The sequence below is a fragment of the Pantoea sp. JKS000250 genome (assembly GCF_003201065.1).
Taxonomy (GTDB): Bacteria; Pseudomonadota; Gammaproteobacteria; order Enterobacterales; family Enterobacteriaceae; genus Pantoea; species Pantoea vagans.
The window spans coordinates 3,423,531-3,441,954 of sequence record NZ_QICZ01000001.1; the positions used below are offsets into that span (position 1 = coordinate 3,423,531).

18 protein-coding genes are annotated in these 18,424 nt (G+C 59.2%); 9 read left to right on the forward strand and 9 right to left on the reverse strand.

The genetic code is table 11. The annotated features are described in order from the left end of the window. Positions 1-69: 69 nt before the first annotated feature. From galM to modE, 5 genes are all read right to left on the reverse strand, one after another. Positions 70-1,104, reverse strand: a complete 1,035-nt coding sequence (gene galM, locus BY447_RS16225) for a galactose-1-epimerase (protein WP_110331527.1) — start codon at positions 1,102-1,104, stop codon at positions 70-72. Beyond that, a complete protein-coding gene (galK, locus tag BY447_RS16230; RefSeq protein ID WP_110331528.1) occupies positions 1,098-2,246 on the reverse strand; it encodes a galactokinase in 1,149 nt (382 codons plus the stop codon). Before galK ends, galM begins: the two co-directional genes overlap by 7 nt. Beyond that, positions 2,243-3,289, reverse strand: a complete 1,047-nt coding sequence (gene galT, locus BY447_RS16235; protein WP_095707539.1) for a galactose-1-phosphate uridylyltransferase — start codon at positions 3,287-3,289, stop codon at positions 2,243-2,245. The genes galK and galT overlap by 4 nt, the downstream gene beginning before the upstream one ends. A gap of 685 nt (positions 3,290-3,974) precedes the next feature. Then, positions 3,975-5,447, reverse strand: coding sequence for a molybdate ABC transporter ATP-binding protein ModF (gene modF, locus BY447_RS16245; protein ID WP_110331957.1), 1,473 nt, complete (start codon positions 5,445-5,447; stop codon positions 3,975-3,977). A 69-nt stretch (positions 5,448-5,516) separates the two neighbouring features. Beyond that, positions 5,517-6,299, reverse strand: a complete 783-nt coding sequence (gene modE / locus BY447_RS16250) for a molybdenum-dependent transcriptional regulator (RefSeq protein ID WP_110331530.1) — start codon at positions 6,297-6,299, stop codon at positions 5,517-5,519. Between the two features lie 136 nt (positions 6,300-6,435). On the opposite strand from modE, the gene BY447_RS16255 reads away from it, so the two are divergent. The 4 genes from BY447_RS16255 to modC all read left to right on the forward strand — a co-directional run bounded on the left by BY447_RS16255 (position 6,436) and on the right by modC (position 9,254). After that, positions 6,436-6,591: an AcrZ family multidrug efflux pump-associated protein gene (locus tag BY447_RS16255; RefSeq protein WP_033731900.1), complete on the forward strand. Its 156-nt coding sequence runs from the start codon at positions 6,436-6,438 to the stop codon at positions 6,589-6,591. A gap of 145 nt (positions 6,592-6,736) precedes the next feature. Then, positions 6,737-7,510, forward strand: a complete 774-nt coding sequence (modA, locus tag BY447_RS16260) for a molybdate ABC transporter substrate-binding protein (protein WP_041456714.1) — start codon at positions 6,737-6,739, stop codon at positions 7,508-7,510. Continuing rightward, positions 7,507-8,196 (forward strand): molybdate ABC transporter permease subunit, encoded by a 690-nt coding sequence (modB, locus tag BY447_RS16265; RefSeq protein ID WP_110331531.1) that lies wholly within the window; start codon positions 7,507-7,509, stop codon positions 8,194-8,196. The genes modA and modB overlap by 4 nt, the downstream gene beginning before the upstream one ends. Beyond that, on the forward strand, positions 8,196-9,254 hold the full coding sequence (gene modC, locus BY447_RS16270) for a molybdenum ABC transporter ATP-binding protein ModC (protein WP_013357174.1): 1,059 nt from the start codon (positions 8,196-8,198) through the stop codon (positions 9,252-9,254). Before modB ends, modC begins: the two co-directional genes overlap by 1 nt. On the opposite strand, the gene BY447_RS16275 is transcribed toward modC, so the two are convergent. Beyond that, positions 9,255-10,073 (reverse strand): pyridoxal phosphatase, encoded by an 819-nt coding sequence (locus BY447_RS16275; protein ID WP_110331532.1) that lies wholly within the window; start codon positions 10,071-10,073, stop codon positions 9,255-9,257. A 155-nt stretch (positions 10,074-10,228) separates the two neighbouring features. Here BY447_RS16275 and pgl point away from each other — a divergent pair, with 155 nt between their 5' ends. Next, the gene (gene pgl, locus BY447_RS16280) at positions 10,229-11,230 is read left to right on the forward strand and encodes a 6-phosphogluconolactonase (RefSeq protein ID WP_013357176.1); all 1,002 of its coding nucleotides are present in this window, start codon (positions 10,229-10,231) and stop codon (positions 11,228-11,230) included. A gap of 356 nt (positions 11,231-11,586) precedes the next feature. Here the strand turns inward: pgl and BY447_RS16285 are convergent, their stop codons facing one another. Both BY447_RS16285 and bioA read right to left on the reverse strand, forming a co-directional pair. Next, positions 11,587-12,063, reverse strand: coding sequence for a kinase inhibitor (locus BY447_RS16285; RefSeq protein WP_013357177.1), 477 nt, complete (start codon positions 12,061-12,063; stop codon positions 11,587-11,589). A 75-nt stretch (positions 12,064-12,138) separates the two neighbouring features. After that, entirely contained in the window at positions 12,139-13,443 is a 1,305-nt protein-coding gene (gene bioA / locus BY447_RS16290; RefSeq protein ID WP_110331533.1) for an adenosylmethionine--8-amino-7-oxononanoate transaminase, read from the reverse strand. 86 nt (positions 13,444-13,529) lie between these two features. On the opposite strand from bioA, the gene bioB reads away from it, so the two are divergent. From bioB to bioD, 4 genes are read left to right on the forward strand one after another with little or no spacing between them, the layout of a single operon-like run. Then, the gene (gene bioB / locus BY447_RS16295; protein WP_033782361.1) at positions 13,530-14,561 is read left to right on the forward strand and encodes a biotin synthase BioB; all 1,032 of its coding nucleotides are present in this window, start codon (positions 13,530-13,532) and stop codon (positions 14,559-14,561) included. After that, complete coding sequence (bioF, locus tag BY447_RS16300) at positions 14,561-15,712, forward strand: 8-amino-7-oxononanoate synthase (protein WP_110331534.1); 1,152 nt, start codon at positions 14,561-14,563, stop codon at positions 15,710-15,712. Before bioB ends, bioF begins: the two co-directional genes overlap by 1 nt. Further along, complete coding sequence (gene bioC / locus BY447_RS16305) at positions 15,696-16,451, forward strand: malonyl-ACP O-methyltransferase BioC (protein WP_110331535.1); 756 nt, start codon at positions 15,696-15,698, stop codon at positions 16,449-16,451. Before bioF ends, bioC begins: the two co-directional genes overlap by 17 nt. Continuing rightward, on the forward strand, positions 16,448-17,119 hold the full coding sequence (gene bioD, locus BY447_RS16310; protein WP_110331536.1) for a dethiobiotin synthase: 672 nt from the start codon (positions 16,448-16,450) through the stop codon (positions 17,117-17,119). Before bioC ends, bioD begins: the two co-directional genes overlap by 4 nt. 121 nt (positions 17,120-17,240) lie before the next feature. Here the strand turns inward: bioD and BY447_RS16315 are convergent, their stop codons facing one another. Further along, complete coding sequence (locus BY447_RS16315) at positions 17,241-17,963, reverse strand: ABC transporter ATP-binding protein (protein ID WP_110331537.1); 723 nt, start codon at positions 17,961-17,963, stop codon at positions 17,241-17,243. Positions 17,964-18,424 lie beyond the last annotated feature (461 nt).

Consider the following 18,424-nt stretch of genomic DNA (forward strand, 5'->3'; position numbering starts at 1 on the left):
TACCATAACGGAAAAGCGGGCAGCGCGTAAGCCTGTGTGTGACGCACTGCGCGTTTTTCAGCCGGAGGCTCAGCGTGGCGTGAAGCGATACCGCGTCACGGATTCCCAGCGATCTCCCGGCTGCAGCCAGCAATCCGGCTGAGGCCACTCAGCATGATTAGGCGAATCCGGTAAAAATTCACTCTCCAGCGCAATGCCCTGGAATGCAGTATAGCTCGCCTGCTCACGGGCACGCGTGCCGGCCAGGTAGTTGCCGGTGTAGAACTGCAGTGCCGGTGCCGAGGTGGTTACGCTGAGCTGCAATCTGCCATCTTCCGACCAGAGTTCCGCCGCAGGCTGACTATCGTCGCCTGCACTGTTGAGCAGAAACGCATGGTCATAACCCTTCACCGCCCGCTGGTCGTCGTCTGCCAGGAAATCCTGCGCCACGACTTTGGCGTTGCGGAAATCGAAACTGGTATCGGCGACGGCTTTCAGCGGCGCATTCGGAATCCCTTCGCTGTCGACCGGCAGATACTGGTCGGCGTGCAGTTGTAAGCGATGCTGGCGTGCGTCGCCATGATGCGCATCAAGGTTAAAGTAGGCATGGTTAGTCAGATTGACCGGGCAGGGCTGGTCGCAGCGCGCTTCATAGCGGATGCTCAGGCAGTTCTGGTCATCCAGCTGATAGTGCAGGTCGGCAATCAGATTGCCCGGATAGCCTTGATCGCCATCCGGCGAATCGATGCGGTAATGCACCTCGCTGTCGGACTGGCTGACAATCTGCCAGCGGCGTTTATCAAAGCCTTCCGGCCCGCCATGCAGCTGATGGGCACCCTGGTTTGGCACCAGCTGGCGGTTCAGCTTATTGAGCTTTGCTCCGGCGATGCGGTTGGCGTAACGGCCCACCGTGGCACCCAGATAGGCATCCTGATGCAGATAGTCAGAGGGTGTGGCGCAGCCGAGCAGCGCTTCACGCACGGTGCCATCCTGCATCGGGATGCGGGCAGAAAGCCAGGTTGCGCCCCAGTCCATAAAGGTCGCCAGCATGCCGTTGGCATTGCGCAGTACCGTTATGCGCCACGGCTGACCGTCGGGCGCATGGGAGTTGACGTCATTCAGCATTGGCCCGCTCCTTCAGAGGCTTTGCAGACGTAGAAGGTCTCTTTGATGCCGGTCGCGGCTTCATACTGCTCTGCAACGGCGGCTTTCACCTGATCGACCAGATCCAGTGGCATCAGTGCCACGATGCAGCCACCAAAGCCGCCGCCGGTCATACGCACGCCACCACGTTCACCGATCTGCGCTTTCACGATCTCAACCAGCGTATCGATCGGCGGTACGGTGATCTCGAAATCGTCACGCATCGAGGCGTGTGATTCGGCCATCAGCTGGCCCATACGGGTCAGGTCGCCCTGAGTCAGCGCATCGGCCGCTTCCAGCGTACGGGCGTTCTCGGTCAGGACGTGACGCACGCGTTTTGCCACCTGCGGATCGAGCTGCGCCTGCGCCGCTTCAAACTCGGCCAGTTCAACGTCACGCAGCGCCTTCCTGTTGAAGAAACGCGCGCCCGCTTCACACTGCTCGCGGCGGGTGTTGTATTCGCTGCCGACCAGGGTGCGACGGAAGTTGGAGTTGATGATCACCACCGCAATATCTTCCGGCATCGACACCGGACGCGTGCCCAGCGTGCGGCAGTCGAGCAGCATGGCGTGATCTTTCTGCCCCAGTGCGGAAATCAGCTGGTCCATGATACCGCAGTTACAGCCAACAAACTGGTTCTCCGCTTCCTGACCATTCACCGCGATGGCTGCGCCATCCAGCGGCAGGTTATAAAGCTGCTGCACCACGGTGCCAACCGCGACTTCCAGCGAGGCGGATGAACTGAGGCCCGCACCCTGCGGCACGTTGCCGCTGATCACCATATCGATGCCGCCGAAATCAGCATGACGCTGCTGCAGATGTTTCACCACGCCGCGCACATAGTTAGCCCACATTGGTTCCTGCACGCTGACGATCTCTTCGTCCAGCGAGAAGGTGTCCTGCGCATTCTCATAATCGGCCGCGACCACGCGAATCTGGCGGTCGTCACGGCGGGCACAGGCGATCACTGTCTGGTAATCGATGGCGCACGGCAGCACAAAGCCGTCGTTATAGTCGGTGTGCTCGCCAATCAGGTTAACGCGGCCCGGCGCCTGAATGGTGTGGGTGGCGGCGTAACCGAAGGTGTCAGAGAAAAGCTGCTGCGTGATGGTTTTTAAGCTCATTGTTGTGCCTCACGGAAGTGAACGTCGCTGACAGAACGCAGACGTTCCGCCGCCTGTTCCGCCGTTAAATCGCGTTGGGTTTCGGCCAGCATTTCATAGCCAACCATAAATTTACGTACCGTTGCTGAGCGCAGCAGCGGCGGATAGAAGTGCGCATGCAGCTGCCAGTGATCGTTGGCTTCGCCGTTAAACGGCGCGCCGTGCCAGCCCATGGAGTAGGGGAAGGAGCACTGGAACAGGTTGTCGTAGCGGCTGGTCAGCTGCTTGATGGCTTTCGCCAGATCGGCACTCTGCGCTTCACTGAGATCGGTCAGCTGTTTAACGTGCGCTTTCGGCAGCAGCAGGGTTTCAAACGGCCAGGCGGCCCACCACGGCACCACGGCCAGCCAGTGTTCGGTTTCCACCACGGTGCGGCTGCCATCCTGCTGCTCGCGTGCCAGATAATCGACCAGCATCGGCGAGCCATGTTTAGCGAAATAGTCGCGCTGATGATCATCTTCGCGCTGCGCTTCATTCGGCAGGAAGCTGTTAGCCCAGATCTGACCGTGCGGATGCGGGTTAGAGCAGCCCATCGCCGCGCCTTTGTTCTCAAACACCTGCACCCACGGATAGTGCTGACCCAGATCGGCGGTCTGCGCCTGCCAGGTGCGCACCACTTCTTCCAGCGCGCTCAGTGACATCTCCGGCAGAGTTTTGCTGTGATCGGGCGAGAAGCAGATGACCCGACTGGTGCCGCGTGCGCTTTCACAGCGCATCAGGATATCGTCGCTCTCGGGCGCGTCAGGCGTGTCGGTCATCAGTGCAGCAAAGTCATTGGTAAAGACGTACGTGCCAGCATAGTCCGGGTTTTTGTCACCGGTGATGCGGGTATTTCCGGCACACAGGAAGCAGTCCGGATCGTGCGACGGTAAGGTATTGACCGCCGGCGTTTCCTGCGCGCCCTGCCACGGACGTTTGGCCCGATGAGGTGAAACGAGAATCCATTGATCAATCAGTGGATTGTAACGGCGATGCGGGTGATCGACCGGGTTGAATTTTTCCATGTGAGATCCTGGTAAGCGTCAAAAGCCAGAGAGGCATCGGTAAAAAGTAGCACATCAGCGCGCCCGAAAGCGTGATCAAGTCTGGATAAATGGTATCGTTTACACAAGCTGAATATTCTTATTTCGTGGCGTTGCGTGCGCATTCAGAAGATTAAAGGTGGGAAGGAATGGTAGCGCTTACACAGAGGTGCATTAAAACGCCGCGATAGCGGCGTTGCAGGTTGCTGACAAACCCAATCAGGGTTGCTCTGACAGCAACGCGTTAGCTAAAAGCGCAGGCAACAAGGGCAGAGGAGGAAAGCGTCCCGCGCCATGGACAAAAACGCCGGGAGCGTTTTTGAACAACGCAACGCGTTGGCCCGGCAACGGGCGCACCTTATGGATGAGGTGCGTACTAAAAACGCCGGGAGCGTTTTTGAACAACGCAACGCGTTGGCCCGGCAACGGGAGCACCTCAAGGATGAGGTGCGTACTATAAAAACGCCGGGAGCGTTTTTGAACAACGCAACGCGTTGGCCCGGCAACGGGCGCACCTCAGGGATGAGGTGCGTAATCGCGCGGGCCGAGCGGCCATGGATGGTTTAAGCGACTTTCCGATCTGACCGTGTTGCCTTCGCAGACTCGGTCTCACAGCTGGGTATGGCAGACTTTGTCAGCAATCTCGTTGAGGGACATTGTTAACGCATTAGCGCAGCGTTTCCTGCTGAAAAGCGTAGCCGCCATCATCGGGAACAAAGCTCAGGCGATGCGTGATACAGGCGGGGGCATCTTCGACATGGTGCGATACAAACAGCAGCTGAGTGCGTCCCTCGCCAATCAGCACGTCGACAAAGCGCCGTACCAGCTGACGGTTAATCGGGTCGAGGCCCTGGAGTGGCTCGTCCAGAATCAGCAGCGTCGGATGCTTAACCAGCGCGCGGGCAATCAGCACCAGCCGCTGTTGTCCCCATGAGAGCGAGTGGAACGGCGCATCGCCCAGCCGGTTATCCATTCCAAGCAGTGTCAGCCACTGTTGTGCCAGCGCTTTCTGCCGATCGGACGCCGCCTGATAGAGGCCGATGGAGTCGAAGAAGCCCGACAGGATCACCGTCCGCACATTGGTGCTGACGCGATAATCGAGGTGCAGGCTGCTGCTGACATAGCCAATATGCTGTTTGATATCCCAGATGGTTTCGCCACTGCCGCGACGACGGCCAAACAGGGTGAGATCATTGCTGTAGCCCTGCGGATGATCGCCGGTTACCAGACTCAGCAGCGTCGATTTCCCGGCGCCATTCGGACCGGTAATCTGCCAGTGCTCGCCCGCGTTAACCTGCCAGTCCAGCCCCTGAATCACCGGCTTATCATTGTAGGAGACGGTGCCGTTGCGCAGGATAACGCGCGGGGCATCATCCGCCAGTGAAGGCAGCTGATCCGGCACATCCGCTTCGGGCAGCGCCATACCCATCAGCTGCTCACTGTGTGCCAGCTGTGCCACCAGCGCTTCCGTTAAAATCGTCTGGCGCGGCCCGCTGTGAGTGAGCGTGCACTCCGCCAGCACACCCACCTGCTGAACGAAATCGGGAATGTCGTCAAAGCGATTAAGCACCAGCACCAGCGTAAACGCCGGATGCTGCAGATTGCGCAGCGTGTCGGTCAGGCTGGCACGCGACGCCACATCCAGTCCGTCAAACGGCTCATCCAGAATCAGCAAATCTGGCTGGTTCATCAGCGCCTGGCAAAGCAGGGTTTTGCGGGTTTCGCCGGTTGAGAGATATTTGAAGCGGCGTGACAACAGCGGTTCGATGCCGAACTGCTGTGCCAGTTGTTTGCAACGTTCCGGCTGCTGCACTTCCGCCTGAATCACCTCTGCCACGGTCAGTCCGGTATCCTCTTCACCTTCGCTGAGCATATCGGTGTTGTTGCGCTGCCACTCCTGCGCCACCAGCGTCTGTAACTGCTCCAGCGACAGACGGACCGGCCTTGTGAAATCGCTGCTGACTGAACCCGCCAGCGGCGGCAGTTCACCGGAGAGTGCGCGCGCCAGTGAGGATTTACCGCTGCCGTTGGCACCGACAAAGGCCCAGCTTTCGCCGCGCTGCAGTTCCACCTGATTCAGCGTCAGTATCCGGGTATCGCTAAGATGAAACGTGCCTTGCAAAATATGCAATGAAGCCATGATCTGTTCCATTTTCTGCATCGTGTCACTGAGTTGTAACCATTGGCTGTAATGATGTCAAATCAGCCGCTAGAGCAGGGTGGCGACGATGGCGTTCTCCGCATTGAAACTGGCGATCACCGCGTCGCCGGGCTGCAGCTTCAGCTGCTGTAGCTGTTCATTAGTAAGAGTGGCACACAGGGTTTCGCCGCTGGCGAGCTGCATCAGCACCTCAGTCATCTGCTCACCCGGTTCGATGGCAGTGACGGTGGCCGCCAGCTGATTGTCTTCCTCTGCGGCGTCACGACTGATGCGGATCCACGGCGCTTTGATCAGCACCAGCACCTCTTTACCCGCCGCCAGCTGCAGACGATCGGCGCTGCGCTGGGTCAGCGCCACATTGAGCTGGGTGACGCCATCAGCCAGCTGAATCAGCAGATGCTGAACCACCTGCTGCGCATCGTTGCTGACCACGGTGCCGAACAGCTGGTTGCGGGCGCTGGTCTGCAGTGAGAAGCGGGCGATGGCCGCCAGCAGGCTGTCGAGCGGCAGCGTATCCTTCTGCAGCGCATCGAAAGCTTTCTGCTGGATCTGCTCCATCAGATGAAACAGCTGAATCAGGCGTTCACCGTAGCGGGTCAGCGTGGCACCGCCGCCGCCTTTGCCGCCGGTTGCCCGCGCCACCAGCGTTTCATCCGCCATCTGGTTCATCTCATTAATCGCATCCCAGGCACTTTTGTAACTGATACCAGCCAGTTTCGCCCCCTGACTGATCGATCCGGTCTGCTGGACGCGTTTCAGCAGCTCAATACGCCGCGGATCGGCAAACAGTTTCTGTTGTAAACGGATATGAAGGGATAGTTCAGCTTCCATGACAGCTCCGGCAAAGAGTTAAGGCGAAGGCCGATGATAGCGGCGTTTTATGACCAAAGTAAAAGCACGAAAAGGGCTGCGCAAAATTTTACTGACCCGTTACAATCACTTTTTTGTTAGCAGAGTGAGACTCTCCATGCTGGAATTACTGAAAAGCCTCGCCGTGGCCGTACTGATGGTCCCTGTGGTAATGGCGCTGATGCTGGGTATGATTTATGGCCTGGGTGAAGTGTTTAATATCTTCTCTAAAGTGGGTCATCGCGAAAAATCTTCAGCCCGTTCGCATAATTAATTTCTGCCACGCCCGCCATCCAGGCGGGCGTCGTCATTTTTGTCCCGCACCGATTCAACCTTCTCTGACGCCTGCCGATAATTTACTGAACCTCCCTGATATTGCGTTATATTATCCGCTACACAACGAATAGCCGGAGAGAATCATGTCATTTAATTACACCCGCTGGGGCGTCGCGGCGCTGGTTACCGTGTCGCTGGCCGGACAGGCCGTGGCCGCCGATAACATTACCGTGTTTGCCGCGGCTTCGCTGACCAATGCGATGCAGGATATTGCCAGTCAGTATCAGAAGGAAAAGGGCGTAACGGTCGTCTCTTCGTTCGCCTCATCCTCCACGCTGGCGCGTCAGCTTGAACAGGGCGCGCCTGCCGACCTGTTTATCTCTGCCGATCAGCAGTGGATGGATGATGCCGTAGCGAAGAAAAGCGTGATAACCCGCACCCGCTACACCCTACTGGGCAACGACCTGGTACTGATTGCGCCACGCAGTGCCGCAGCTAAAGCGGTGACGCTGGATCCTCAGACCGACTGGAAAACATTGCTTCACGGCGAACGTCTGGCGGTTGGCGATCCGGACCATGTTCCTGCGGGTATCTATGCTAAAGAGGCGTTGCAAAAACTGGGCGCCTGGGACGGCGTAGCGCCCGCGTTAGCGCCCGCTAATAATGTGCGGGCAGCGCTGGCGCTGGTCGAGCGTAACGAAACGCCTTATGGCATTGTCTACGGTTCGGACGCCGTCGCCAGCGACAAAGTGCAGGTGGTGGGGCGTTTTCCGGCAGACAGCCATAAACCGGTGGAATATCCGATGGCGATCGTAAACGATCACGACACGGCTACCGTTAAAGCCTTTTATGATTACCTGAAAGGACCGCAGGCTGCGGCGATTTTCAAACATTATGGATTCACACCGACGAAATGATACTCAGCGATCCCGAATGGCAGGCAGTACTGCTTAGCCTTAAAGTCTCTGGCATAGCCGTGCTGGGCAGTCTGCCGTTTGGCATCCTGATGGCCTGGATTCTGGTGCGCTGCCGTTTCCCCGGCAAAGCGCTGCTCGACAGCCTGATTCACCTGCCGCTGGTGCTGCCGCCGGTAGTGGTGGGGTATCTGCTGCTGGTTAGCCTGGGACGACGCGGGATCATTGGTGAAAAGCTGTTTGACTGGATTGGTTTCAGCTTTGCGTTCAGCTGGCGCGGGGCGGCACTGGCGTCTGCCGTCATCGCCTTTCCACTGATGGTTCGCGCCATCCGGCTGGCGCTGGAAGCGGTGGATAGCCGGCTGGAGCAGGCAGCGCGTACGCTGGGTGCCGGACGCTGGCGGGTCTTTTTCACTATCACACTGCCGCTGACGTTGCCGGGTGTGATCGCCGGAACGGTACTGGCGTTTGCCCGATCGCTGGGCGAATTTGGCGCCACGATCACGTTCGTGTCCAATATTCCCGGTGAAACGCGCACGCTGCCGCTGGCGATGTTTACCCTGATCGAAACGCCCGGTGCAGAGGGTGCGGCGGCGCGACTCTGCGTGATCGCTATCGTGCTGGCACTGGGTTCACTGCTGGCGTCGGAATGGCTGGCACGGGCAGGACGCAAGCGGATGGGAAGCTGATGCTATCACTCAACTTTATGCAGCAGCAGGGCGATCATCAGCTTGAGGTCGATCTACAGATCCCGGCCAAAGGGATCACCGCCATTTTCGGTGTTTCCGGTGCCGGTAAAACCTCACTCATCAACGCCATCAGCGGACTGACTCAGCCACAGCGCGGGCGAATTGAGCTTAACGATCGCCTGCTGTTTGATGCAGAGCAGAAGATTGCGCTGCCGCCGGAAAAACGCCGCATCGGTTATGTGTTTCAGGATGCTCGGCTGTTCCCGCACTACCGGGTCCGGGGCAACCTGCAATACGGTATGGCGCCGTCAATGAAAGCGCAGTTCGACAGTCTGGTCTCGCTGCTGGGGCTGGAGGCGCTGCTGTCGCGCTTTCCGCTGTCGCTGTCGGGCGGTGAAAAGCAGCGGGTCGCGATTGGCCGGGCGCTGCTGACCGCACCGGATATGCTGCTGCTGGATGAGCCGCTGGCGTCGCTGGATCTGCCGCGCAAACGTGAACTGATGCCTTATCTGCAAAAGCTGGCGAAGCAGGTCGATATTCCGATGCTCTACGTCTCGCACAGTCTGGATGAAATCCTGCACCTGGCTGATAACGTGCTGGTACTGGATGCGGGCAAGGTTAAAGCCTTTGGTCCGCTGGAGCGGGTCTGGAGCAGCAGCGCGATGCGGCCCTGGCTGCCGGTGAGCGAACTGACCAGCGTGCTGCGGGTGCAGGTGCTGGAGCAGCATCCCGACTATCCGATGACCGCACTGTCGCTGGGCGATCAGCACATCTGGGTCAGCCGGGTAAATCAGCCGGTGAAAACGCCGCTGCGTATTCGCATCGCCTCATCCGATGTTTCGCTGGCGCTGCAACCGCCGCAGCATACCTCCATCCGCAACATTTTACCGGCACAGGTCGTTGAGCTGCTGGAGGTCGGAGACCAGGTGGAGGTGAAGCTGCGTATCGGCATCAGCGAACTCTGGGCGCGCATCACGCCGTGGGCGCGCGATGAACTGGGCATCCGGCCCGAACAGTGGCTCTATGCCCAGATTAAAAGCGTCTCCGTGACGCCCTGATTACAGGACGAACTGACGGAGAGTATCGGCAATACCGGTTTCAAGGTTAGTGCCGATCACCTTTTTCGCCCGTGCTTTGATCGCCTCGTCGGCATTGCCCATCGCCACGCCCAGTCCGGCCGTTTCCAGCATGCTGAGGTCGTTGTAGTTATCACCAAATGCGATCACATCGGACATGCTCAGCCCCAGCGATTCAACCCACTGCGCCAGCCGTTTGCCTTTGCTGTTGCCGCCTTTAGCGATATCCACCTGATCGTGCCATGACCATTCGCAGGCCAGCCCCAGCTCCGCTTCCACCGCAGTGGCGAACTGTTGCAGCTCCTGATGATTGTCGTGCGACAGGGCAAACTTCCAGATCGAACCGGCGTCACGTGCCGCCTGGGCTAAATCAGGCACCTGACGGAACAGCGGACGCTGATGCTCAGGCAGCGATTCGGCCCATTTCAGCGTGCGCATCACGTGACCGGTCGGCGTCTGATAGAGCATCACATCATCCACGTAGAGCAAGCCGTGAATCTGCTGCTGATCCAGCCTCTCAATGACCTGTAACGCCAGCTGCGGGTCGAGAGGATCAGATGCCAGCACCTGTTTCGCCTGGTAATCATACAAATAGGTGCCATTACAGCAGATTGCGGGTGTATCCAATTGTAGTGCCTGATAAAAAGGGTGGATAGCGCAGTGATGGCGTCCGGTCACAATAGCGACATGAACACCCGCCTGGCGGGCCTGGTTCAGTGCGTCAATTGACTGCGGCAGAATCGTTTTGGCTGGAGTCAGCAGCGTGCCGTCGAGGTCGAGGGCAATTACCCGGTAGCTCATTCATCCTCTCGTTTTTTCAGGTTTGCAGAGGCTGAAGTCTACACCTGTCCACGGTCCGGAGACAAAAAACAGGGCACAAATGATTCCAGCGCAGGCCAATAAAACACGCTACAGTGATTCACAGATCATGATCAGGCAGCAAAAAAGGAGAATGCATGAAACAGGTTGTCTACACCGCCAGTCCCGAGAGCCAGCAGATTCACGTCTGGCAGATGAATGATGAGGGTGCGCTGACGTTGCTTCAGGTGATTGATGTCGCCGGCCAGGTTCAGCCGATGGTGGTGAGTCCGAAACGCGATTTTCTCTATGTCGGTGTGCGTCCCAATTTTCGCGTGCTGGCGTTCCAGATTGCCGCCGATGGCACGCTGACCGAAGCCGGTCAGGCACCGCTGCCGGGCAGTCCGACTCACATTTCCACCGATCGCGAGGGCCGGTTCCTGTTCTGCGGTTCCTACAATGATGCCTGCGTCAGCGTCAGCCCGATTGGCGATGATGGCATTCCGCAGGCCCCACTGCAGGTGATCAACGGTTTGGATGGCTGCCACTCTGCCAATATCGATACCGATAACAAGACACTCTATGTACCGGCACTGAAGCAGGACCGTATCTGTCTGTTTGCGCTGGGCGCAGACGGTCAGCTGACGCCGCGCAAACAGGCGCAGGTCACGACGGTAGAAGGCGCAGGTCCGCGTCATATGCAGTTTCATCCGGGCGGGCAGTTTGCTTACTGCGTCAACGAGCTCGACAGCACGGTTGATGTCTGGGCATTAAATACCGGTGAAGGCGAAGCAGAAAGCGTGCAGACGCTGGATATGATGCCGCCTGACTTCAGCGGTACGCGCTGGGCAGCCGATATTCATCTGACGCCGGATGGCCGTTTCCTCTACGCCTGCGATCGCACCAGCAGCACGCTGGCAATTTTCAGCGTAAGCGAACTGGGCGATGAACTGACGCTGGAAGGGTTCCAGCCGACGGAAACGCAGCCGCGCGGGTTCAATATCGATCACAGCGGACGTTTTCTGGTGGCGGCGGGACAGAAATCGCATCACATCGAAGTGTATGCGATTAGCGAACCGAAGGGGCTGTTACAGCCGCTGGGACGTTATGCGGTAGGGCAAGGCCCGATGTGGGTGGTGATTCATCAGCTGCAGGCGTAACGCATCCTGAAAAACGCCTCTCCTGAGCGGGAGAGGCATTCAGACGATTGAAAAACTCAAATCAGGGTGCATCGGACAGCGATGGATTAGCTCAACACGCAGGGAATACAGTCAGAGGAGGAAAGCGTCCCGCGCCATGGACAAAAACGCCGGGAGCGTTTTTGAACAACGCAAAGCTTTGGCCCATTTACGGGCGCACCTCAGGGATGAGGTGCGTAATCGCGCGGGCCGAGCGAGCCAGGGATTGGCGTAAGCGACTTTCCGATTTGACCGAATTTCCTGCGCTGGCTCGGTCTCACAGCTAACCGGGACAGACTTTTAAGTACATCTCTCCCGGGCGGGAAAGATATACTGAATTACTGATAATTCACGGTCAGCGAGGCGCTCGCCAGGGCGTGGAAATGCACATTAAAGCCGACCATTGCGCCACTGGCGCCTTCATCCACCTCAATCGTCTCCACATCCAGCGCATGCACGGTGAAAATGTAGCGATGGGTTTCGCCCTGTGGCGGTGCCGCGCCACCGTAGCCCGCCTGACCGAAATCGGTGCGGGTCTGGATTGCGCCTGCTGGCAGTGACGCTTTGCCGGAACCGGCACCCTGCGGCAGTGACGTGGTGCTGGCCGGAATATTCGCCACGACCCAGTGCCACCAGCCGGAACCCGTCGGCGCATCAGGATCGTAGCAGGTCACCACAAAACTTTTGGTGCCTTCCGGTGCCGCTTCCCAGGCAAGATGGGGAGAAATATTCTCGCCCTGATAACCCATGCCGTTGAAAACATGCTTTTCTGGCATCTTCTCGCCGTCATTAAAATCCTGACTAAAAACGCGCATCACATCTCCTTAACTGTCGATGAATAGCCTTTCATCATAACCAAAAGCGCCACCAGTGCCAGTGGTCAGCCCGCTTCAGGCGGCAAAATGTTGCAAATGTTCCAGCGCACTGCCAATCGCCTGCACCAGCTGACTCAGTGCCTGGGGCGTGATGATGTAGGGCGGCATCAGGTAGATCAGACGGCCAAAAGGCCGGATCCAGACGCCCTGTTCAACAAAGAACTGCTGCAGCGCCGCCATGTTAACTGGCTGATGGGTTTCCACCACGCCAATCGCCCCCAGCACGCGCACATCGGCCACCTGCGGTGAACGGCGCAGCGGCAGCAGCTCAGCCCGCAGCTGCTGTTCGATTGCGGCCACCTGACGCTGCCAGTGACCGTCCGCCAGCATGCACAGGCTCTCCGCCGCCACCGCGCAGGCCAGCGGGTTGCCCATAAAGGTCGGGCCATGCATAAAACAGCCTGCCGCGCTGCGGCTGATGGTGTCGGCGACGTCGCGGGTGGTCAGGGTCGCTGCCAGCGTCATCATGCCGCCGGTCAGTGCCTTGCCGACGCAGAGAATATCCGGGGTAATACCCGCATGTTCACAGGCAAAGAGCTTACCGGTGCGGCCAAATCCGGTGGCGATCTCATCCGCTATCAGCAGTACGCCATAACGGTCGCACGCTTCCCGCACCTGCTGCAGATAGCGCGGATGATAGAAACGCATGCCGCCCGCACCCTGCACAATCGGCTCAAGGATCACCGCTGCCAGCTGCCGGTGATGCTGTTCGATCAGCCGGGCAAAATCATCGAAATCGCGCGCGTCCCATTCATCATCAAAGCCGCAGGCCGGGGCCGCCGCAAAGTGGTGCTCAGGCAGATAACCGCGCCACAGGCTGTGCATCGAGTTCTCGGGATCGCACACCGACATCGCGGCAAAGGTATCGCCATGATAGCCGCGCTTCAGTGTCAGGAACTGCTGGCGCGTCTCACCGCGGCCCAGCCAGTACTGCAGCGCCATTTTCATCGACACTTCCACGGCCACCGAGCCGGAATCGGCCAGGAAGACGCACTCCAGCGCCTCGGGCGTCATCGCCACCAGCTGACGGCAGAGCGCCACTGCTGCCGGATGGGTAATGCCACCAAACATCACGTGCGACATCTGCGTGACCTGCTCCGTTAGCGCCCGGTTCAGTCGCGGGTGGTTGTAACCATGAATCGCCGCCCACCACGATGACATTCCATCCACCAGCTCACGGCCATCGGCCAGCTGCAGCTGAAAACCCTGCGCGGCGACGACCGGGTAGCAGGGCAGCGGATCCTGCATGGAAGTGTAGGGATGCCAGATATGCTGGCGATCAAAACGGGCATCATCGGAGGAGAAAACGGGGGTAGTCATCGGAGTTGTAAACCAAAATAAAAAAATATAGTTTACAAGTATACCCCTGCTTTCTGTCGGGATGACACCCTTTTCTGGAGTACGTAATGGCTCAACGCTGGACAATTGCACAGGCGCAAGCGCTGTTTGATCAACCTTTTCTTGAACTGATGTTTAAAGCGCAGCAGGTGCATCGTCAGCACTTCGACCCGCGCCAGGTGCAGGTCAGTACCCTGCTGTCGATCAAAACTGGCGCCTGCCCGGAAGATTGCAAATATTGCCCGCAGAGCGCGCGCTACAAGACCGGCCTGGAGTCGGAACGTCTGATGGAAGTGGAGGAGGTACTGACCTCCGCGCGTCAGGCCAAAGCCGCCGGTTCGACCCGTTTCTGCATGGGTGCCGCGTGGAAAAACCCGCACGAGCGCGATATGCCCTACCTGGAAAAGATGGTCGAAGGCGTGAAGGCGATGGGAATGGAAACCTGCATGACGCTCGGCACGCTCAGCGATCAACAGGCGCAGCGGCTGGCTGGCGCGGGTCTCGATTATTACAACCATAACCTCGACACCTCACCGGAATTCTATGGCTCCATCATCACCACCCGCAGCTATCAGGAACGTCTGGATACGCTCGGCAAAGTGCGCGACGCCGGAATCAAAGTCTGTTCGGGCGGCATCGTCGGCCTGGGCGAAACCGTGAACGATCGCGCCGGTCTGCTGGTGCAGTTAGCCAATCTGCCGACCCCGCCGGAGAGCGTGCCGATCAACATGCTGGTCAAAGTCAAAGGCACGCCGCTGGCGGACAACGATGACGTAGAGCCGTTCGATTTTATCCGTACCATCGCGGTGGCGCGCATCATGATGCCGACCTCGCATGTGCGTCTCTCCGCGGGTCGTGAGCAGATGAGCGAGCAGACTCAGGCTATGTGCTTTATGGCCGGGGCGAACTCGATTTTCTACGGCTGCAAACTGCTGACCACGCCGAATCCGGAAGAGGATAAAGACCGCGTGCTGTTCCGCAAACTGGGGCTGAACCCGGAGCATACCCACACCCAACACGGCGATCAGCAGCAGGAAGAACACCTTAGCGAGCAGCTGTTCCATGCCGATACAGAACAGTTCTACAACGCGGCGCTGTAATGAGCTGGCAGCAACGACTTCAGCAGGGGCTGGCGCAGCGCCGTGCGGCCGATGGCTGGCGACAGCGTCGAATCATCGATCAGCAAGCCACCCGCACGTTAGAGAGCGGTGGCCGCCGCTATCTGCACTTCTCCAGCAATGACTATCTCGGTTTAACCCGCCATCCGGCGGTGATTGCGGGCTGGCAGCAGGGCGCGGCGCTGGCGGGCGCGGGGGCGGGTGCCTCAGGTCACGTCACCGGTTATCACCGTCAGCACGCCGAACTTGAGGCGCAGTTGGCCGACTGGCTCGGCTATGACCATGCGCTGCTGTTTATCTCCGGGTTCGCGGCCAATCAGGCGGTGATTCATCTGCTGGGCGAGAAAAACGATCGCATCCTGGCCGACAAACTCAGCCATGCCTCGCTGCTCGACGCCGCCAGCCACAGCCCGGCGCAGCTGCGACGTTTCAGTCACAACGACCCGGAGAGCCTGACGGCACGGCTCGCGTCACCCTGCGAGGGGGAAACGCTGGTGGTGACCGAGGGGATTTTCAGCATGGATGGCGACAGCGCACCGCTGGCTTCGCTGGCGCAACAGACGCGTCAGGCACAGGGCTGGCTGCTGGTGGATGATGCGCACGGCATCGGCGTGGCAGGTGAGCAGGGGCGGGGCAGCTGCTGGCAGCAGGGCGTTAAGCCGGAACTGCTGGTGGTCACTTTTGGCAAAGCCTTTGGCGTCAGCGGTGCCGCGCTGCTGTGCGACGCCGATACCGCCGACTATTTCCTGCAGTTCAGCCGGCATCTGATCTACTCCACCGCCATGCCCGCTGCGCAGGCTGTGGCGCTGCAGGCGGCACTGCGCGAAATTCAGCAGGGTGATGCGCTGCGCCAGCAGTTGCAGCAGAACATTGCGCATTTCCGGCGTGGCGCGGCCTCGCTGCCGTGGCAACTAATGGACTCAGCCAGCGCGATCCAGCCGCTGCTGATCGGTGAAAATGGCGATGCGATGGCGCTCTCGGCGCGGCTGGCGGAGGCGGGCTGCTGGGTCAGTGCGATTAGGCCACCTACCGTGCCGCCGGGAACGGCCCGGCTGCGCATTACCCTGACGGCGGCACATCACCCGGAAGATATTGATCGGTTACTGGAGGCGCTGCATGACGCTGCGGGTTGATAAGCAGGCGGTGGCACGTGCCTTTGGCCGGGCGGCCAGCCATTACGATGCCCATGCGGCACTGCAACGACTCAGCGGCGATGCGCTGCTGGCACGCGCACCGGCTCACAGCGGGCTGCAGCTGCTGGATGCCGGGTGTGGCACCGGCTGGTACAGCAGGCTGTGGCGCGAACGCGGCAAACAGGTCACGGCGCTGGATCTCTCACCACAGATGCTGCAACAGGCGCGGGACAACGACGCGGCGCAGCACTATCTGGCGGGTGACATCGACGCGCTGCCGCTGGCGGATAACAGCATCGACATGGTGTGGAGCAACCTGGCGGTGCAGTGGAGTGAGGATCTGCCCGGCGCGCTGCGCCAGTTCCGGCGGGTGCTGCGGCCCGAGGGCACGCTGCTGTTTTCCACGCTTGGCGAAGGTTCGTTGCAGGAGGTGCATGAAGCCTGGTCCCATCTGGATGCGTTACCCCATGCTAACCGCTTTCTCAGCGAGGCGGAGATTGCGGCGGCCTGCCACGCAGAGCAACTGATTTGCAGCGCGGAAAGGGTGACGCTGCATTTTCCCGATGCGCTCAGTGCCATGCGTTCGCTGAAAGGGATTGGCGCGACCCATCTGCATCAGGGTCGCGACGGGCAGATACTCACCCGACAACGGCTCAACCAGTTAGAGGCACACTGGCCGCGCGATCGGCACGGCTATCGCCTGAGTTACCATTTAATCTATGGAGTCACGCTTTCATGAAACGGCTTTTTATCACCGGCACCGACACCGAAGTCGGTAAAACGGTCGCCAGCGGCGCACTGTTGCAGGCAGCCGCCGCAGCGGGCTACCGCTGTGCGGGCTACAAGCCGGTTGCGTCAGGCTGTGAGATGACGCCTGAAGGCATTCGCAACAGTGATGCGCTGGCGCTGCAGCGCTTCAGCAGCGTGCCGTTGAGCTATCAGCAGGTCAATCCGCTGGCGTTTATGGAGCCGACCTCGCCGCACATCGTCAGCGCTGAAGAGGGCAGGCCGATCACCCATCTGGCACTGTCAGCGGGTCTGGCGGCGCTGGAGCCACTGGCGGACTGGATTCTGGTCGAGGGTGCAGGAGGCTGGTACACCCCGCTGTCAGAGACGCACACCTATGCGGACTGGGTGGTCAGCGAACAGCTGCCCGTGATTCTGGTGGTGGGAATTAAGCTCGGCTGCATCAACCACGCCATGCTCACCGCCGAGGCGGTGCGTGCGTGCGGCCTGCCACTGGTGGGCTGGATCGCCAACACCGTCGAGCCGCCCGGCAAACGCTATCAGGAATATCTCACCAGCCTGAAGCAGCGACTGCCTGCGCCCTGTCTGGGCACCATTCCGTATCTCACCGATGCGCAGCAGCAGGCCTCCTGTGGACAGTATCTGACGCTGCCAGAGTAAAAAACTGGCCCCACCCGCTTTTGCTCAATCAGTATGAGCCTGTGCAGTGCTCACCAGCCTGAACGTCAGGTTGTTGCGCGCTGCCTGCAATCCTGACGCCTGCCGTGACAGGGACTCAGCGTCAGGCCACCGTCAGCCACTTATCCACGGTATGGTCATCGAGCTGCTCCATGCTGCCCTGCGCCACATTACGGCCACGGTGCAGCAGCAGGAAATAGTCCGCCACCCGCCGGATCAGCGACAGGCGCTGCTCCAGCAGCAGGATGGTCAGCCCGTAGTCGAGGTTAAGCCGGCGGATCAGGTTGCCCATCTCCTCTTCCAGCCACGGTGACATCCCATCAGTCGGCTCATCCAGAATCAGCAGTTTGGGCTGCAGCACCAGCGCGCGCGCCAGGGCCAGCTGTTGCTGCTGATCGATGGGCAGATCGCCGCTGCGTTGCTGGCGCAGGGAGTAGAGTGCCGGGAATAAATCAAAGACCATTTCGGGAATGGCGCGATGACGATCGCGCTGGCTGGCACCCGCCAGCAGGGCAATCAGCAGGTTATCTTCCACGCTCATCTGGGTAAAAATATGGCGGCCCTGCGGCACATAGCCGATGCCCATCTGCGCCCGCTGTTCAGCCGGTTGCAGCAGCAAATCTTCCGGCGGCGAGCCATCCTCTTTCCAGGAAATGGTGCCGCTGTTAATCGGCAGTCTGCCCATGATGCAGTTGACCAGCGTGGTCTTGCCCATGCCAGGACGGCCCAGAATGCCGGTGCAGGTGCCAGGCGACAGCTCCAGGTCCACATCCCACAGGATATGGTTCTGACCGTAAAATTGATTTACCGAACGTAGACTCAGCATCTGACACTCTCCTTCCCGATCATTAGCCTGATTGCTTCCGCTCTTTGTCGTCTGGCAAACAAGTCATCAGCAACGGCAGCCTCACCATTGCAGCACAGTGCGCGTAAAGCGCGGTGACGTTATTGACTCCTGCAATTCCCAGGCCAGATCTTAAAACGGCCCTGTTTCCTGCTGCAGTGCGCTGTATCAGTGAGGAAAGGTGAGAAAAACTTATCAATTACCCATGGTCATCACGCGCCTGCACTTTTACAGTGCCTGCGGGCGCTGTTTGTGGTGCAGACGTGCTGCGGTAACGCAGAATGTCTGATTAAGAATCTTAGTGGAACGATGAAAATTTGCGTGCCACGCCAGGCGACAGATTAAAAATGCAGAATAATCCGTTAGCAACCGACGCGAAATTTAACGCAAAAAAAATTATTTTCAACGAGGCGGGAGGGCAGGGAAAAATTATACACAGCTGA

Excerpts from the sequence above, each read along its gene's own strand:
- modC (WP_013357174.1), top strand. The coding sequence starts at position 8,196 with ATGCTATCACTCAACTTTATGCAGCAGCAGGGCGATCATCAGCTTGAG.
- modB (WP_110331531.1), top strand. The coding sequence starts at position 7,507 with ATGATACTCAGCGATCCCGAATGGCAGGCAGTACTGCTTAGCCTTAAA.
- bioB (WP_033782361.1), top strand. The coding sequence starts at position 13,530 with ATGGCTCAACGCTGGACAATTGCACAGGCGCAAGCGCTGTTTGATCAA.
- bioD (WP_110331536.1), top strand. The coding sequence starts at position 16,448 with ATGAAACGGCTTTTTATCACCGGCACCGACACCGAAGTCGGTAAAACG.
- modE (WP_110331530.1), bottom strand. The coding sequence starts at position 6,299 with ATGGAAGCTGAACTATCCCTTCATATCCGTTTACAACAGAAACTGTTT.
- BY447_RS16315 (WP_110331537.1), bottom strand. The coding sequence starts at position 17,963 with ATGCTGAGTCTACGTTCGGTAAATCAATTTTACGGTCAGAACCATATC.
- pgl (WP_013357176.1), top strand. The coding sequence starts at position 10,229 with ATGAAACAGGTTGTCTACACCGCCAGTCCCGAGAGCCAGCAGATTCAC.
- modF (WP_110331957.1), bottom strand. The coding sequence starts at position 5,447 with ATGGCTTCATTGCATATTTTGCAAGGCACGTTTCATCTTAGCGATACC.
- BY447_RS16275 (WP_110331532.1), bottom strand. The coding sequence starts at position 10,073 with ATGAGCTACCGGGTAATTGCCCTCGACCTCGACGGCACGCTGCTGACT.
- galM (WP_110331527.1), bottom strand. The coding sequence starts at position 1,104 with ATGCTGAATGACGTCAACTCCCATGCGCCCGACGGTCAGCCGTGGCGC.
- modA (WP_041456714.1), top strand. The coding sequence starts at position 6,737 with ATGTCATTTAATTACACCCGCTGGGGCGTCGCGGCGCTGGTTACCGTG.
- bioC (WP_110331535.1), top strand. The coding sequence starts at position 15,696 with ATGACGCTGCGGGTTGATAAGCAGGCGGTGGCACGTGCCTTTGGCCGG.
- BY447_RS16255 (WP_033731900.1), top strand. The coding sequence starts at position 6,436 with ATGCTGGAATTACTGAAAAGCCTCGCCGTGGCCGTACTGATGGTCCCT.
- galK (WP_110331528.1), bottom strand. The coding sequence starts at position 2,246 with ATGAGCTTAAAAACCATCACGCAGCAGCTTTTCTCTGACACCTTCGGT.
- galT (WP_095707539.1), bottom strand. The coding sequence starts at position 3,289 with ATGGAAAAATTCAACCCGGTCGATCACCCGCATCGCCGTTACAATCCA.
- BY447_RS16285 (WP_013357177.1), bottom strand. The coding sequence starts at position 12,063 with ATGCGCGTTTTTAGTCAGGATTTTAATGACGGCGAGAAGATGCCAGAA.
- bioA (WP_110331533.1), bottom strand. The coding sequence starts at position 13,443 with ATGACTACCCCCGTTTTCTCCTCCGATGATGCCCGTTTTGATCGCCAG.
- bioF (WP_110331534.1), top strand. The coding sequence starts at position 14,561 with ATGAGCTGGCAGCAACGACTTCAGCAGGGGCTGGCGCAGCGCCGTGCG.